Genomic DNA, 13,856 nt, shown 5'->3' with positions numbered 1-13,856 from the left:
GCGCGTGCACGAGAAGGCCCGCACCGTCTGCACGGTGCGGGCCTTCCGTTGGTTCAGTGGCACCGACCCGCCATGCTCGCCTCGCGGCAAGTGGTCGCTCGCAGCGACGAAGGTTGGGCCCGGGGGCTTGGATCGGGCCGGTGCCACATCCAAGGTAACAAACGATCCCTCCAAGGCAATTCCCGTCCCGGGAGTTCACCTGCCCGGCGCCGGTCTCTCCTCCCTCGTACAGTCGAATCTCGCATGCTGGAAGATACTTTCCGAAATCGCCCACCTCGTCCGTGAACAAAATGTCCGTAATGGGGGGCGGCTACCACGTACTCGGCGGTAGGTGCGACGATCGGACGGCACATCTTCGCGACACGGTGAAAGCAGAGGAAGTCGGCCATGGCAACGGCGCCCAGCGTCTCCTACTCGATGACCATCCGGTTGGAGGTGCCCGCGAGCGGAACCGCCGTCTCGCAGCTCACCACCGCCGTGGAGTCCTCCGGAGGCTCGGTCACCGGCCTCGACGTCACCGCGTCCGGCCACGAGAAGCTCCGTATCGACGTCACCATCGCGGCCACCTCCACCGCGCACGCCGACGAGATCGTCGAGAAGCTGCGCGGCATCGAGGGCGTCACGCTGGGCAAGGTCTCGGACCGTACCTTCCTCATGCACCTCGGCGGCAAGATCGAGATGCAGTCCAAGCACCCCATCCGCAACCGTGACGACCTGTCCATGGTCTACACGCCGGGCGTGGCCCGCGTCTGCATGGCGATCGCCGAGAACCCCGAGGACGCCCGCCGTCTGACCATCAAGCGCAACTCGGTTGCGGTCGTGACGGACGGCTCCGCCGTGCTCGGCCTCGGCAACATCGGCCCGAAGGCCGCGCTGCCCGTCATGGAGGGCAAGGCGGCCCTCTTCAAGCGCTTCGCCGGCATCGACGCCTGGCCGCTCTGCCTCGACACCCAGGACACCGACGCGATCGTCGAGATCGTCAAGGCGATCGCCCCCGGGTTCGCCGGCATCAACCTGGAGGACATCTCCGCGCCCCGCTGCTTCGAGATCGAGGCGCGGCTGCGCGAGGCCCTCGACATCCCCGTCTTCCACGACGACCAGCACGGCACCGCGATCGTCGTGCTCGCCGCCCTGACGAACGCACTTCGCGTGGTGGGCAAGGCGATTGAGAACGTGCGCGTGGTGATGTCGGGCGCCGGCGCGGCCGGTACGGCCATCCTCAAGCTGCTGTTCGCCGCGGGTGTGAAGAACGCCGTCGTCGCCGACATCCACGGCGTCGTGCACGCCGGCCGCGAGGACCTCGTCGACGCCGCACCGGACTCCGCGCTGCGCTGGATCGCCGACAACACCAACCCCGAGGGCCTCACCGGCACGCTGAAGGAGGCCGTCCACGACGCGGACGTCTTCATCGGCGTCTCGGCGCCCAACGTGCTCGACGGCGACGACGTGGCCGCCATGGCCGAGGGCGCGATCGTGTTCGCGCTCGCGAACCCCGACCCCGAGGTCGACCCGGCAATCGCCCGTCAGACCGCGGCAGTTGTGGCCACCGGCCGCTCGGACTTCCCCAACCAGATCAACAACGTGCTGGTCTTCCCGGGCGTCTTCCGCGGCCTGCTGGACGCGCAGTCCCGTACCGTCAACACGGAGATGATGCTGGCCGCCGCACAGGCCCTCGCGGACGTGGTGACCGACGACGAGCTGAACCCGAACTACATCATCCCCAGCGTCTTCAACGACAAGGTCGCGGGCGCGGTGGCCGGCGCGGTGCGCTCCGCGGCGGTGGCCGCGGGAGCGTCGGCGTCGGCCACGCAGCTGCCCTGAGGCGGCGCACTGAGCAGCGCGATGCGCCGTCTGTGAGGATTGCCACGGTTGTTCACCGGCGCGTCGCGGAACCGTCGGTGGTTGGTCGCCCTCTATGGTGACGGCCAGGCTGAGGCCCTCTCTTCGTGTGACTCCCAAGGGTGTTCTCACGACTCCTCCGGGTGCCGGATTGGCTTTCCCGCCGCAGGTAGGGGCAGGATGCGTCTCAGGGCGCGAGGGTCTGAGGACGGACCCGGGTCCGGGGACTCACCGAGGACCCTGGCAGCATCGACTTCGCTGTGCCCGACATGCGGCCCCGCCGCGTGGCACGCCTCAACGGCAAGAAGAACACGGGAGTAACAACATGAACCGCAGTGAGCTGGTGGCCGCGCTGGCCGACCGCGCCGAGGTGACCCGCAAGGACGCCGACGCCGTGCTGGCCGCGTTCGCCGACGTCGTCGGCGATGTCGTCTCCAAGGGAGACGAGAAGGTCACCATCCCCGGCTTCCTCACCTTCGAGCGCACCCACCGTGCCGCTCGCACCGCGCGCAACCCGCAGACCGGCGAGCCGATCCAGATCCCGGCCGGCTACAGCGTGAAGGTCTCCGCGGGCAGCAAGCTCAAGGAAGCCGCCAAGGGCAAGTGACCTTGCCGTACGTACGCCACGGGACGGCGTACGACGCCCGGTAGGGCACCACAACGCCGATGGGGCGGCCACCGAATGCCGGTGGCCGCCCCATTGACGTGCGTATCGACGTACGTACGCCCGCTGCCTGACGTACGTACGCCCGCGGCGGCTAGCCGAGTGCCTGTCCCGGCAGCTCCACCTTCGCCCCGAGCTCCATGAGCTTCTCCATGAAGTTCTCGTAGCCGCGGTTGATCAGGTCGATGCCGTGGACGCGGGAGGTGCCCTGCGCCGCCAGCGCGGCGATCAGGTACGAGAAGCCGCCGCGCAGGTCGGGGATGACCAGGTCGGCGCCCTGCAGCCGGGTGGGGCCCGACACCACCGCGGAGTGCAGGAAGTTGCGCTGGCCGAAGCGGCAGTCGGAGCCGCCCAGGCACTCGCGGTAGAGCTGGATGTGGGCGCCCATCTGGTTCAGCGCCGAGGTGAAGCCCAGCCGGGACTCGTAGACCGTCTCATGGATGATGGACAGGCCCGTGGCCTGCGTGAGCGCCACCACCAGCGGCTGCTGCCAGTCCGTCTGGAAACCGGGGTGCACGTCCGTCTCCAGCGCGATGGACTTCAACTGGCCGCCGGGGTGCCAGAAGCGGATGCCCTCGTCGTCGATCTCGAAGGCGCCGCCCACCTTGCGGTAGGTGTTCAGGAAGGTCATCATCGACCGCTGCAGCGCGCCGCGCACGTAGATGTTGCCCTCGGTCGCCAGCGCGGCCGACGCCCAGGACGCGGCCTCCAGCCGGTCCGGGAGAGCCCGGTGCGTGTACCCGCCGAGTTTGTCCACCCCGGTGATGCGGATGGTGCGGTCGGTGTCCATCGCGATGATCGCGCCCATCTTCTGCAGCACGCAGATGAGGTCCTCGATCTCCGGCTCCACGGCGGCGTTGGACAACTCCGTGACGCCCTCGGCCAGCACGGCCGTCAGCAGCACCTGCTCGGTCGCACCGACCGACGGGTACGGCAGCCGGATCTTCGTGCCGCGCAGCCCCTTGGGCGCCTCCAGGTACTGACCGTCGGCCCGCTTCTCGATGCTCGCGCCGAACTGCCGCAGCACGTCGAAGTGGAAGTCGATCGGCCGTCCGCCGATGTCACAGCCGCCCAGGCCCGGAATGAAGGCGTGGCCGAGGCGGTGCAGGAGCGGCCCGCAGAACAGGATCGGGATGCGCGAGGAGCCCGCGTGGGCATCGATGTCGGCGACGTTCGCGCTCTCGACGTGGGTCGGGTCGAGCACCAGCTCCCCCGGCTCCTCACCGGGCCGGACCGTCACCCCGTGCAGTTGCAGCAGACCGCGTACGACACGCACGTCACGGATGTCCGGAACGTTGCGCAGCCGACTTGGCCCACTGCCCAGCAGAGCGGCGACCATGGCCTTCGGCACGAGGTTCTTCGCACCGCGGACACGGATCTCGCCCTCCAGCGGGGTTCCGCCATGGACCAGCAGGACATCGTCGTTGACGGTCATGTATCTCGCGTTCCGATGAGTTGGGCAGGGGCCGGCCGATCACCGTGGGCAGGGGCCGGAGAGACAGAGTAGTCGCCGTATGCCCCCCTTCCGTAAGTCCAGGGACGACCCAGCATCGTCATAGCTGTGTCACAACACGAACCGTTCCGCAACGGGTACATGGGGTCACCGCCCCGCCCGTGCGCCCAGGGCGCTTCCGTGTGCCCTGGGCTGCACTCACTCCCGTAGCCGGATTGGCTCCCCACGCGAAGGGAAGATGCGGGATCATGTCTGGCATGACCGAGGTGTCCTCGCTCACAGGGCGGCTGCTCGTGGCTACCCCCGCCCTGGCGGACCCGAACTTCGACCGTGCGGTGGTGCTCCTTCTCGACCACGACGAGGAGGGCTCCCTCGGCGTCGTCCTCAACCGTCCCACCCCGGTGGACGTGGGCGACATCCTGGAGGGCTGGGCGGACCTCGCCGGGGAGCCCGGCGTCGTCTTCCAGGGCGGCCCGGTGTCGCTGGACTCCGCGCTCGGGGTCGCCGTCATCCCGGGCGGCTCCGGGGACCGGGCCCCGCTGGGCTGGCGCCGGGTGCACGGGGCGATCGGTCTGGTCGACCTGGAGGCCCCGCCGGAGCTGCTGGCCTCCGCGCTCGGGTCCCTGAGGATCTTCGCCGGGTACGCCGGCTGGGGCCCCGGCCAGCTGGAGGACGAGCTGGTGGACGGGGCCTGGTACGTGGTCGAGTCGGAACCGGGCGACGTGTCCTCCCCGTCCCCGGAAAGACTCTGGCGCGAGGTGCTGCGCCGCCAGCGCAACGAGCTGGCCATGGTCGCCACGTATCCGGACGACCCGTCGCTCAACTGATGCGTGTGAGCTTCAGTACCCTTGCGGTATGAGCACTCTTGAGCCCGAGCGCGGGACTGGTACGGGGACCCTCGTAGAGCCGACGCCGCAGGTGTCCCACGGCGACGGTGACCACGAGCGCTTCGCCCACTACGTCCAGAAGGACAAGATCATGGCGAGCGCACTCGACGGCACGCCCGTCGTGGCGCTGTGCGGCAAGGTCTGGGTGCCGGGCCGCGACCCGAAGAAGTACCCCGTGTGCCCCCTGTGCAAGGAGATCTACGACTCCATGGGCAGCGGCGGCGAGGGCGACGACAAGAAGTAGCAGTCCGGCCCGCAGACAGCCGGCCGGCCGCTCGGCCAAGACCCCTTGGGCCTCCGGGGCGCGTTCCGCGCGCGCCGGGGGCCTTTGCCGTGGGGCTTGTCCCCGTTCCCGCGAATTCCCTAGCCTGCCGTGTGTTGTGCAGAGCGAAATTCTTATTGCGCATGCTGCAACGCATCGCAGTGGCGTCGGCGACCGGAATGCGGACGCGCCCGTGGCGGTAAAGGACTGACCTGATGAGTGGTATTCCGTACGAGCAGTTCCGGGGCCTCCACGTGGAACTGGTCCCTGCCCCGAGCCGCTTTTCGGCCTCGTTGCCCGGAGGTGGTCAGGGGTGCTTCATCGACGCCGAGACGGAGATCGAAACCACGCCGGGCACCGAGCGGGTGGCTCGGTGGCTGCGGACGACCGTCGGTGCGGCGACCGGATATCCACTGCCCCCGCACACCGGCAACCGGAACCGCATCCTGCTGCGGATCGTCCCCGCACTCGCCGCGGAACCCGGCGGCCCCGAGGCGTACCGCCTGAGCGCCGACGGCCATGTGATCGTCATTGACGGGGCGAGCGAGACGGGCCTTTTCTGGGGCACCCAGACCTTCCGTCAGCTCCTGGGCCCGGAGGCCTTCCGCCGGGCCCCGGTCGCCGTCCGGGAGGAATGGAAGTTTCCCGCCGTCACCCTCCACGACAGCCCCCGCTTCCGCTGGCGCGGCCTCATGCTCGACGTGGCCCGGCACTTCATGCCGAAGGACGGCGTGCTGCGTTACCTCGATCTCATGGCCGCGCACAAACTCAACGTCCTCCACCTCCATCTGACGGACGATCAGGGCTGGCGGGTCGAAATCAGGAAGTACCCGAGGCTGACGGAGGTCGGCTCCTGGCGGTCGCGCACGAAATTCGGCCACCGCGCGTCACCACTGTGGGAGCACAAGCCGCACGGCGGCCACTACACCCAGGACGACATACGGGAGATCGTCGCCTACGCCGCCGAGCGGCACATCAGCGTCGTCCCCGAGATCGACGTACCCGGCCACTCGCAGGCCGCCATCGCCGCGTATCCGGAACTCGGCAACACCGACGTCGTCGACACCAACGCCCTGACCGTCGGGGAAGACTGGGGAATCTTTCCGAACGTACTCGCCCCCACGGAGCGCACCCTGCGCTTCTACGAGGGCGTCTTCGAGGAACTTCTGGAGCTGTTCCCGGCGGACGCGGCCGAGTTCTCGGCGTTCGTCCACGTCGGGGGTGACGAATGCCCGAAGGACCAGTGGAGGCGCTCCCCGGCCGCGCAGGCACGCGTCAAGGAACTCGGGCTCACCGACGAGGACGGTCTGCAGGCGTGGTTCATCGGCCATTTCGACAAGTGGCTCACCGCGCGGGGCCGCAGGCTCATCGGCTGGGACGAGATCCTGGAGGGCGGCCTGGCCGCGGGGGCGGCCGTGTCCTCGTGGCGCGGGTACGCGGGCGGGATCGCCGCCGCGCGGGCCGGCCACGACGTCGTCATGTGCCCCGAGCAGCAGGTGTACTTGGACCACCGCCAGGCCCCCGGCGAGGACGAGCCCGTACCGATCGGCTACGTGCGCACCCTGGAGGACGTCTACCGGTTCGAACCGGTTCCGCCCGAGCTGACCGAGGAGCAGGCGCGGCACGTGCTCGGCACGCAGGCCAACGTGTGGACCGAGGTCATGGAGGACTCCGCGCGCGTGGACTACCAGGCCTTCCCCCGGCTCGCCGCCTTCGCCGAGGTCGCCTGGAGCGCCCTGCCCGCCCCGGCGGAGCGGGACTTCGCCGACTTCGAGCGGCGGATGACCGCGCACTACCGGCGGCTCGACGCGCTGGGCGTCGCCTACCGCCCGCCCACCGGACCGCGCCCGTGGCAGCGGCGCCCCGGCGTGCCCGGCCGCCCGATCGACGGTCCACCGCCCGTTCGGTAACAGTTACGAACACACGTTGGAAAAAGCCCCCAAGCGTCACCGAAGGGGGGAATATTCACCCGCAGCGGTGATGCCGTCCGAAAACGGACCATCTCCCCGATGAGGTGGGCGAATGCCTCCTGGCGGACCCCCGCGTCCGGGTCCTGCGAAGATGTGCCAGAGTTGCCACGTCCGCCCTGTCAGCACGTACCGTACGGCAGCACAGGTGGGACCAGGTGGGGCAGCGGGAAGGGGCAGCCGGTTTGACCACGCACGCACCGCAGGCGGCGCAGGCCGTCACGCTGCCCACGACGCTGGACGAGGCCGTGGCGACGCTCACCGCCATGCCCACCGCCGTCCCCGTGGCGGGCGGCACCGACCTCATGGCCGCCGTCAACTCCGGGCAGCTCAGGCCCGCCGCGCTGGTCGGCCTCGGCCGGATCAGCGAGATCCGCGGCTGGCAGTACCAGGACGGCCACGCGCTGCTCGGTGCGGGCCTCACCCACGCGCGCATGGGCCGCCCCGACTTCGCCGCCCTGATCCCGGCGCTCGCCGCCGCGTCGCGCGCCGCGGGCCCGCCGCACATCCGCAACGCGGGCACCCTGGGCGGCAACATCGCCTCGGCCGCCCCCGCCGGGGACGCGCTGCCGGTGCTGGCCGCCCTGGAGGCGACACTGATCATGGCGGGCCCGGGCGGGGCCCGCCGGGAGATCCCGGTGTCGCACCTGCTGGCCGGCGTGGAGATGCTCCGCGCGGGCGAGCTCATCGGGTACGTGCGCGTGCCGCTGCTGCACGCGCCGCAGGTCTTCCTGAAGGCGACCGGCCGGGCCGGGCCGGGCCGCGCGGTCGCGTCCGTGGCGCTGGTCCTGGACCCCGCCCGGCGCGGAGTGCGGTGCGCGGTCGGCGCCATAGCGCCCATGCCGCTCAGGCCCCTGGACGCCGAGCACTGGGTGGCCCAGCTCATCGACTGGGACAACAACCGCACGATCGTCCCGGAGGCGCTGGAAGCCTTCGGGGAGTACGTCGCCACGGCCTGCATCCCCGATCCGGCCCCGGCCGAGGACGGGTCCCTGCAGCAGCTCCCGCCCGCCGTACTGCACCTGCGGCGCACCGTTGCCGCGCTGGCCCGACGAGCACTGGGGAGGGCGCTGTCGTGACCGACGACCAGCACGGAGAGGGCACGCCCCGCGGCGGCGGCCGCTGGGACCCGCTGCCGCAGGGCGACTACGACGACGGTGCCACCGCCTTCGTGAAGCTCCCCGAGGGCGGCATCGACGCCCTCCTGGCCGCCGACAGTCCGCTCGCCGCGCCCGGCCACGGCTATGTGCCGCCGCAGATAACGGTGACGCCCGCGTCCGACGAGGCCGCCGACCCCGCGGCCACCGGCGGCTGGAACGCGCCGGGCGCGCCCGCCGAGGGTGCTCGGTGGCCCGACCCGAACGCGGTGCCCCAGGAGGCCGACGCGAACGACCGGTTCACGTACCGCCCCGCGGCCACCCAGCAGTGGAACTTCGACGAGGTGCAGGCCACCCAGGCGGGCCAGACCCCGGCCGCCCCCGGGCACGACGTCCCCGGACACGACGTCACCGGGCAGTGGTCGATCCCTGTCGCCGATGGTGACCTACCGGACGAATCGGGCGAGTTCACCACCTCGTCCCTGATCCAGCAGTGGGGCGGCACCCCTCCGGCCACGCTTCCCGGCGGCGCCGCGGCACCCTGGGCGACTCAGGCGGCGGGCCGGCCGTGGGGAGAGCAGCGGGCCGGCTCCGGTACCCAGGAGCAGCCCGAGGGCGAGCCGAACCGGGACGGCACCCACGAGGAACGGCCCGCCCGGGGCGGGTACCCGGCCGAGCATGCGTCCGGGAGCGCGCACGAGGCCGAGCCGGCCGGGGACGCCTACGACACGGAACCGGTCCGGGGGACCCGCCCGGCCGGGCAGCCCGACGGGGCGGCGTACGAGGGCGAGCCGGCCGACGGCGCCCACCGGCACTCCGCGCCGTCCGAGCAGATCCCGCACGTCACCGGCCGGCCGGCGGCGGCACCGCACCCGGCCGACGAACGCGCGGAGGCCGACGCCTCCTCCGGCCGTCCGCACCCCGGCCCCGGGGCGCACCCGGCCGACCAGGCCCTCCCGCAGTCGGCGTCACCGGCGCCGGAACCGCCCGACTCCGCGCACGACTCCCGGCCCCCGCACGGCCGGGACGCCGAGGCACCGGCCGGACCGCGCGTCCCGCCCCGCGCCGGACACGGCACCGAGCCCGAGGCCGGGTCCGCCGCGGACGACGCACAGCCCGCTCACGGGACGGCCGGGGCCGCCGAGGAGACGCAAGGGGTCGCAGAGGCCGCTGAGGGGCCCTCAGGGCCTCCCGCGCGGCCCGAACCCGCCGGGACCCCGGGAGTGGATCCCCGGGCCGCCCAGGAGGCCGCCAGGGCCTCCGGCCCCGCGGTCGTGGACGCCGACTCCGCGGGCCCCGACGCCAACTCCGCGCGCCCGCAGGACAACCAGGAGAACGCGGCGTCCCCGGACGAGCCGCCCCCAGCGGCCCCGCACGACGAGCACCCGCTCGCCTCCTTCGTGCTGCGCGTCAACGGCGTGGACCGGCCCGTCACCGACGCGTGGATCGGCGAGTCCCTGCTGTACGTGCTGCGGGAGCGGCTCGGTCTCGCGGGCGCCAAGGACGGCTGCTCGCAGGGCGAGTGCGGTGCCTGCAACGTCCAGGTCGACGGCCGCCTCGTCGCCTCCTGCCTGGTCCCCGCGGTCACCGCGGCCGGCAGCGAGGTCCGTACGGTCGAGGGCCTGGCCGCCGACGGACGGCCCTCGGACGTGCAGCGGGCGCTCGCCCGGTGCGGCGCCGTGCAGTGCGGCTTCTGCGTACCCGGCATGGCGATGACCCTGCACGACCTGCTGGAGGGCAACCCGGCGCCGACCGAACTGGAGGCCCGCCAGGCGCTGTGCGGCAACCTGTGCCGCTGCTCCGGCTACCGGGGCGTCCTGCAGGCCGTCCAGGAGGTCGTCGCCGAGCGCCAGGCGCACACCGCGGCCGACGGAACCGAGTCGGACGCCGACGAACCGCGTATCCCTCACCAGGCGGGCCCGGGCGCCGGCGGAATCCACCCCTCGGCGTTCGAGACCCCGGGACCGCATGACCCCTACGGCCAGGACGGAGGCCAGGCGTGAGCAACGAAGCCGCCACCGCTGCCGCCACGGAGACCGCCCCCGCCCCCGAGCCCCTGCCGCACGGTCTCGGCTCCTCGTTGCAGGCCGCCGACGCCCGCGCCAAGACGGAGGGCACCTTCCCGTACGCGGCCGACCTGTGGGCCGAGGGCCTGCTGTGGGCGGCCGTACTGCGCTCGCCGCACCCGCACGCGCGCATCCTGTCCATCGACACCACCCACGCGCGCGAGATGCCCGGCGTACGGGCCGTCATCACGCACGAGGACGTCCCCGGCAGCCCGCTGTACGGCCGCGGCACCGCCGACCGGCCGGTGTTCGCCTCCGAGGTCGTACGCCACCACGGCGAGCCCATCGCGGCCGTCGCCGCCGACCACCCCGACACCGCGCGGATGGCCGCCGCCGCCGTCATCGTCGAGTACGAGGTGCTCGACCCGGTGACCGACCCCGAGCAGGCCTTCGAGGCCGAGCCGCTGCACCCCGACGGCAACCTGATCCGGCACATCCCGCTGCGCCACGGCGACCCGGACGCCTCCGGCGAGGTCGTCGTCGAGGGCCTGTACCGCATCGGCCGCCAGGACCCCGCCCCCATCGGCGCCGAGGCCGGCCTGGCCGTGCCGCGCCCCGACGGCGGCGTCGAGCTGTACCTCGCCTCCACCGACCCGCACGGCGACCGCGACACCCTCGCCGCCTGCTACGGCCTGGAACCCGAGCGCGTGAAGGTGGTCGTCACCGGCGTGCCCGGCGCCACCGCCGACCGCGAGGACCGGGGCTTCCAGCTCCCGCTCGGCCTGCTGGCGCTCAGGACCGGCTGCCCGGTGAAGCTGACCGCGACCCGCGAGGAGTCCTTCCTCGGCCACACCCACCGTCACCCCACCCTCCTGCGCTACCGCCACCACGCCGACGCCGAGGGCACGTTGGTGAAGGTCGAGGCACAGATCCTGCTCGACGCGGGCGCCTACGCCGACACCTCCTCCGAAGCGCTGGCGGCCGCCGTCTCCTTCGCCTGCGGCCCCTACGTCGTGCCCAACGCCTTCATCGAGGGCTGGGCCGTGCGCACCAACAACCCGCCCTCCGGCCATGTGCGCGGCGAGGGCGCCATGCAGGTGTGCGCCGCCTACGAGGCGCAGATGGACAAGCTGGCCAAGAAGCTCGGCCTGGACCCGGCGGAACTGCGCCTGCGCAACGTCATGGCCACGGGGGACGTCCTCCCGACGGGCCAGACGGTGACGTGCCCGGCCCCGGTGGCGGAACTGCTCCAGGCGGTACGGGACCACCCGCTGCCCCCGCTGCCCAAGGACACCCCCGAGGAGGAGTGGCTGCTGCCCGGCGGTCCCGAGGGCGCGGGCGAACCAGGCGCCGTGCGCCGCGGTGTCGGCTACGGCCTGGGCATGGTGCACATGCTGGGCGCGGAGGGCGCCGACGAGGTCTCGACGGCGACCGTGAAGGTCCAGGACGGCGTGGCGACGGTGCTGTGCGCCGCCGTCGAGACCGGCCAGGGCTTCACCACGCTGGCCCGGCAGATCGTCCAGGAGACGCTCGGCATCGATGAGGTGCACGTGGCGCCGGTCGACACCGACCAGCCTCCGGCGGGCGCGGGCTGCCGCGGCCGTCACACCTGGGTGTCGGGCGGCGCGGTGGAGCGGGCGGCGAAGATGGTCCGCACCCAGCTGCTGCAGCCGCTCGCGCACAAGTTCGGCATGTCGACGGAGCTGCTGCAGATCACCGACGGCAAGATCACGTCGTACGACGGCGTCCTGTCCACGACCGTGACCGAAGCCATGGACGGCAAGGAGCTGTGGGCCACCGCCCAGTGCCGCCCGCACCCGACGGAACCGCTCGACGAGTCCGGTCAGGGCGACGCCTTCGTGGGCCTCGCCTTCTGCGCGATCCGCGCGGTGGTCGACGTCGACATCGAACTGGGCTCGGTCCGGGTGGTCGAACTGGCCCTCGCCCAGGACGTCGGCCGGGTGCTCAACCCGGCGCAGCTGGTCTCCCGGATCGAGGGCGGCGTCACCCAGGGCGTGGGCATAGCGCTCACCGAGAACCTGCGCACCCCGCGCGGCCTGATCCGCCATCCCGACCTCACGGGCTACGCCCTGCCCACGGCCCTGGACGCCCCCGACATCCAGATCGTGAAGCTGGTCGAGGAACGGGACGTGGTCGCCCCCTTCGGCGCCAAGGCGGTCAGCGCGGTGCCGGTCGTGACCTCCCCGGCGGCGATCGCCTCCGCCGTACGCGCCGCTACCGGCCGACCCGTCAACCGCCTCCCGATCCGCCCCCAGGCGGCGGTGGTCACCACCCCGTGAGCCGGGCGGGCAGCCCGTCCGGCATGGCGTGATGGGCGCCGCGCCACCGACCCCGCCCCGTGCCACCGGGGGCCACCGGGTCGGCCGAGGGGCGTTGTCAGTGGTGCCGCGTAGTGTTCCAGGCAGTGGGGACGACGGCCGCCACCGAGGCGGGGCGGCCGCACGACACGTCCTGCCCGGGTGCACCCGGGGGACCGGGGACTCATCTGCGCGGGGGAGAAATGAGCACGACCGACGCCGGCACCACGGCGATCACCACGTACTTCTTCCACGACCGCCCCGACCTCACGGAGGGCCGCCCGCCGTCACCGTCCCTGGAGACGCTGATCCGGTTCACGGCCGTGGCCGAGGAACTGGCGGGCCTGCACGGCCGGTTCACCTCCCCCGCGGGCCGTTCCGGGCACAGGGCGTTGACGGAGGCGTCCCGGCACCTGCTCGCGGTGTTCGAGGACGGCACGGACGGTGAGGTGCCCCCCTTCCGGAATGCGGGGACCCGGATCCGACCGTCGGCCCTGATCGCGGGCGCGGGCGGGGAATGCGGCCTGACCCTGGATCTCCCCGCCCGCCTGCTGGACCAGGAGTTCGGGCAGGGCCGTGTCGCCCGCTTCGAGGACGTCGACTTCCCCGCGACGCTCACCCACGAGCCGACCCGCCGCTTCCTGCGCGAGACGGGCCTGCCCGAGGACGGCATCCTGTTCCAGCTGGACACGGACGTCCCGCTGCCGACCCTGGCGGAGTACTGCGCGGACGAGCGACCCGGCGACTTCACCCCCGACCAACTCCCCGCCCAGCGCGATCACTTGATACGCCTGGGCCACCTGGTGGAGAACAACAGCCTGGTGGTCGACGGCACGACGGGCGCGATCCTGACCTGGAGCGAGCCCGAGGCCACCCTCCACCCCCTGACCACGGACGTCTCCACCCTCGCCGTCACCCTCTGGCTGCTGCACCGCGAGCGGACGATCCGTGCCCTGGTCCCCCCGCACGGAGGAACCAGGGCACGCCAGGGTCACCGGACGAGGTGAACGGTGACCTTCGTGTCCGTGCTGCCGACGTTGACGCCGTGGACGAAGCCGGCGGCGGTGCGGTACACCCCGGGACTTCGATCTGCAGTGCGTCGGAACCTTCACCCTGGGCCAGAATCAGATCACCGTGCGGGGACGGTTCGACCCCCGTGTGCCGGGCGGGGCCGACCTGGCGATCACCGGAGGCACTGGCGCTTGATCATGCGCATGTCGGGATCTCCCCGGAAGCGGGGCCACAGGCGGGCGATTACCGAACGCCCGTCATTCATGTCGCTACGTAATCACGATTCCGGCCCCGGACCGGGAGGCGCCGACCGGCATCCGGGTGCGCGCGGGACTGGCGCGGCGCCCCGCAG

9 protein-coding genes and 1 pseudogene are annotated in these 13,856 nt (G+C 72.3%); 9 read left to right on the top strand and 1 reads right to left on the bottom strand.

Annotation, left to right across the window (positions count from 1 at the left end; translation table 11 throughout):
- Positions 1-387 precede the first annotated feature (387 nt).
- Positions 388-1,821, top strand: coding sequence for an NAD-dependent malic enzyme (locus AB0A61_RS10005; RefSeq protein ID WP_361288986.1), 1,434 nt, complete (start codon positions 388-390; stop codon positions 1,819-1,821).
- 343 nt (positions 1,822-2,164) lie between these two features.
- A complete protein-coding gene (locus AB0A61_RS10000) occupies positions 2,165-2,446 on the top strand; it encodes an HU family DNA-binding protein (RefSeq protein ID WP_276107279.1) in 282 nt (93 codons plus the stop codon).
- Between the two features lie 151 nt (positions 2,447-2,597).
- Here AB0A61_RS10000 and murA read toward each other — a convergent pair whose 3' ends face one another.
- Positions 2,598-3,938: a UDP-N-acetylglucosamine 1-carboxyvinyltransferase gene (gene murA, locus AB0A61_RS09995; protein WP_361288982.1), complete on the bottom strand. Its 1,341-nt coding sequence runs from the start codon at positions 3,936-3,938 to the stop codon at positions 2,598-2,600.
- A 275-nt stretch (positions 3,939-4,213) separates the two neighbouring features.
- On the opposite strand from murA, the gene AB0A61_RS09990 reads away from it, so the two are divergent.
- The 7 genes and pseudogenes from AB0A61_RS09990 to AB0A61_RS09960 form a co-directional block, all read left to right on the top strand.
- Positions 4,214-4,783, top strand: a complete 570-nt coding sequence (locus tag AB0A61_RS09990; RefSeq protein ID WP_361288979.1) for a YqgE/AlgH family protein — start codon at positions 4,214-4,216, stop codon at positions 4,781-4,783.
- Between the two features lie 28 nt (positions 4,784-4,811).
- Positions 4,812-5,087, top strand: coding sequence for a DUF3039 domain-containing protein (locus AB0A61_RS09985; RefSeq protein WP_067388079.1), 276 nt, complete (start codon positions 4,812-4,814; stop codon positions 5,085-5,087).
- A gap of 233 nt (positions 5,088-5,320) precedes the next feature.
- A complete protein-coding gene (locus tag AB0A61_RS09980; protein WP_361288976.1) occupies positions 5,321-7,015 on the top strand; it encodes a beta-N-acetylhexosaminidase in 1,695 nt (564 codons plus the stop codon).
- 242 nt (positions 7,016-7,257) lie between these two features.
- Entirely contained in the window at positions 7,258-8,151 is an 894-nt protein-coding gene (locus AB0A61_RS09975) for an FAD binding domain-containing protein (RefSeq protein WP_361288973.1), read from the top strand.
- Positions 8,148-10,172 carry a 2Fe-2S iron-sulfur cluster-binding protein gene (locus AB0A61_RS09970; protein WP_361288970.1) on the top strand — a complete coding sequence of 675 codons (2,025 nt, stop codon included), beginning with the start codon at positions 8,148-8,150 and terminating at the stop codon, positions 10,170-10,172. Before AB0A61_RS09975 ends, AB0A61_RS09970 begins: the two co-directional genes overlap by 4 nt.
- Positions 10,169-12,475 carry a molybdopterin cofactor-binding domain-containing protein gene (locus tag AB0A61_RS09965; RefSeq protein WP_361288967.1) on the top strand — a complete coding sequence of 769 codons (2,307 nt, stop codon included), beginning with the start codon at positions 10,169-10,171 and terminating at the stop codon, positions 12,473-12,475. Before AB0A61_RS09970 ends, AB0A61_RS09965 begins: the two co-directional genes overlap by 4 nt.
- Before the next feature lie 251 nt (positions 12,476-12,726).
- Positions 12,727-13,440 (top strand): annotated as a pseudogene (locus tag AB0A61_RS09960) (SUKH-4 family immunity protein); the annotation flags it as partial.
- Positions 13,441-13,856 lie beyond the last annotated feature (416 nt).

It is taken from the genome of Streptomyces sp. NPDC046197 (assembly GCF_040646295.1).
Classification (GTDB): Bacteria; Actinomycetota; Actinomycetes; order Streptomycetales; family Streptomycetaceae; genus Streptomyces.
The sequence above is the reverse complement of the archived record's forward strand: the minus strand, read 5'-3'. Positions and strand labels throughout refer to the sequence as shown.

Bases quoted from the DNA above. Each gene is read 5' to 3' on its own strand.
- AB0A61_RS09990 (WP_361288979.1), top strand. From the start codon at position 4,214: ATGACCGAGGTGTCCTCGCTCACAGGGCGGCTGCTCGTGGCTACCCCC.
- AB0A61_RS09985 (WP_067388079.1), top strand. From the start codon at position 4,812: ATGAGCACTCTTGAGCCCGAGCGCGGGACTGGTACGGGGACCCTCGTA.
- AB0A61_RS10005 (WP_361288986.1), top strand. From the start codon at position 388: ATGGCAACGGCGCCCAGCGTCTCCTACTCGATGACCATCCGGTTGGAG.
- AB0A61_RS10000 (WP_276107279.1), top strand. From the start codon at position 2,165: ATGAACCGCAGTGAGCTGGTGGCCGCGCTGGCCGACCGCGCCGAGGTG.
- murA (WP_361288982.1), bottom strand. From the start codon at position 3,938: ATGACCGTCAACGACGATGTCCTGCTGGTCCATGGCGGAACCCCGCTG.
- AB0A61_RS09980 (WP_361288976.1), top strand. From the start codon at position 5,321: ATGAGTGGTATTCCGTACGAGCAGTTCCGGGGCCTCCACGTGGAACTG.